The 2,292-nt window shown below is 71.2% G+C and carries 2 protein-coding genes; both read left to right on the top strand.

Annotation, left to right across the window (positions count from 1 at the left end):
• A partial coding sequence (locus B1205_RS25970; RefSeq protein ID WP_441338567.1) for a YihY/virulence factor BrkB family protein occupies window positions 1-1,020 on the top strand: 1,020 nt, incomplete at its 5' end.
• Window positions 1,021-1,224: 204 nt separating this feature from the next.
• A partial coding sequence (locus tag B1205_RS25965; protein ID WP_254910211.1) for an ROK family transcriptional regulator occupies window positions 1,225-2,292 on the top strand: 1,068 nt, incomplete at its 3' end.

Below are 2,292 nucleotides of genomic sequence, written 5' to 3'. Positions count from 1 at the left end.
ACCGGGCCGGACGACGGCACCGGGCGGGTCGGGCCAGCCGACCGCACCGGGCCGGTGGGGCCGGACGACGGACCGGACAGCCCGACCGACCTGCCGGGCCCAGGCTGGGTGGCGACGCTCAAGCGGACCGTCCGGGAGTTCCAGGACGACAGCCTGACCGACTGGGCCGCCGCACTGACCTACTACGGTGTGCTCTCGATCTTCCCGGGCGTGCTGGTGCTGATCTCCGTGCTCGGCCTGCTCGGCGAGCGGGCCACCGAGGGGGTCCGGGACACGGTCGGCCAGGCGGTGCCGGAGGAGAACATCCGCAGCATCATCGAGAGCGCGATCGACCAGGCCGGCCAGTCCGGCGGGCTGGCGAGCATCGCTGCGGTGATCGGTCTGGTCGCCGCGTTCTGGTCGGCCTCCGGCTACGTCGCCGCGTTCATGCGCGCCTCGAACAGCATCTACGACGTGCCGGAGGGGCGGCCGATCTGGAAGACGCTGCCGATCCGCCTCGGCGTGACCGCGGTGATCGGCGTGATGCTGTTGATCAGTGCCGTGATCGTGGTGTTCACCGGCGGGCTGGCCGAGCAGGCGGGCGACGCGATCGGGCTGGGCTCGACCGCCGTCACGGTGTGGAACATCGCCAAGTGGCCGGTGCTGCTGGTGCTGGTCAGCCTGATGTTCGCGATCCTCTACTGGGCCTCGCCGAACGCCAAGCACGGCGGGTTCCGCTGGGTCAGCCCCGGCGGGGTGCTCGCCGTGGTGCTGTGGCTGGTGGTGTCCGGCCTGTTCGCGTTCTACGCCAGCAACTTCGGGTCGTACAACAAGACGTACGGCGCGGTGGCTGGCGTGATCATCTTCCTGGTCTGGCTGTGGCTGAGCAACATCGCCATCCTGCTGGGCGCGGAGTTCGACGCCGAGTTGGAGCGCAGCCGGGCCATCGCCGCCGGGCACCCGGCCGACGAGGAGCCGTACGTCGAGCTGCGCGACGACCGCAAGCTGCGCAAGAAGCGCAACGCCCCGTCCGCCCGCTGACCGAGATCCGCACCGCCCCGCCCGGAACACCGGGCGGGGCGGTGCGTTTTCATGATCCGGAACACGCTTTTGTTCGTATGGACAAAAGTTTCCATCGGTTGTGCCGAAGCTATGGACACGTAACCCGGAAGGCTCCTACTGTGTCGGACACGACACATCGCCGTCACGTCGATGTGACCCACTCCGATGCGGAGGTGACTGCCGGTGCGGTCGGTCGACCCCCTGCACGTACGGCTCCTGCGGTTGCTCCGCGACGAGGGCGCGGTCTCCCGCGCCGAGCTGGCGGACCGGCTCCAGATGCCCCGCCCGCGCCTGCTCGCCGAGCTGGAACGACTGGTCGGCCTCGGCTACGTGGCCGAGGCCGGGCTGGCCGCCTCGCGTGGCGGACGTCGCTCCACCCTGGTCGAGCTGAGCCCGCGCCTGCGTTTCGCCGCCGTCGATCTGGGCGCCAGCTCGATCGACGTCGAGGTGGTCAACGGCCGGTTGGAGCCGGTCGCCGCGTACGCCGAGACGGCCGACATCCGCTCCGGCCCGAAGGTGACCCTGCACCGGGTCAACGAGCTGCTGCACAAGGCCCGGGTCGACGGCGCGTACGAGCGGCTCGACGCGATCGGCATCGGCGTGCCCGGCCCGGTGAGCTTCCGCGACGGGGTTCCGGTCTCCCCGCCGATCATGCCGGGCTGGGACCGTTTCCCGGTCCGCGAGCTGCTGACCCGCGAGCACGGCTGCCCGGCGGTGGTCGACAACGACGTCAACATCATGGCGATCGGCGAGCGGCACGGCGGCGTCGCCCACTCGGTCGACGATTTCCTCTTCATCAAGATCGGCACCGGCATCGGCTGCGGCATCTACCTGCACGGCGAGGTCTACCGGGGCACCGACGGCTGTGCCGGCGACATCGGCCACATCCAGGTCGACCCGAACGGGCCGATGTGTTCCTGCGGCAACGTCGGCTGCCTGGAGGCGGTGTTCAGCGGCGCGGCGCTGGCCCGGGAGGCGACCGCCGCAGCCCGCGCCGAGGTCTCGCCCACCCTCGTCGAGCGGCTCGCCGCCCGGGGCGCGGTGACCGCGCTGGACGTGGCGCAGGGCGCGGTCGAGGGGGACGTCACCTGCATCCAGCTCATCCGCGACGGCGGCCGGCGGGTCGGCAGCGTGCTGGCCGGGCTGGTCAGCTTCACCAACCCGTCGATGATCGTGATCGGCGGCGGCCTGGCCCAGCTCGGCCACATCCTGCTCGCCGAGATCCGCAGCGTGGTCTACCGCCGCTCGCTG

The sequence above is a fragment of the Micromonospora sp. NBS 11-29 genome (assembly GCF_002140155.1).
Lineage (GTDB): Bacteria > Actinomycetota > Actinomycetes > Mycobacteriales > Micromonosporaceae > Micromonospora.
Note: the sequence above shows the minus strand (reverse complement) of the source record. Positions and strands in the feature narration are given on the sequence as shown.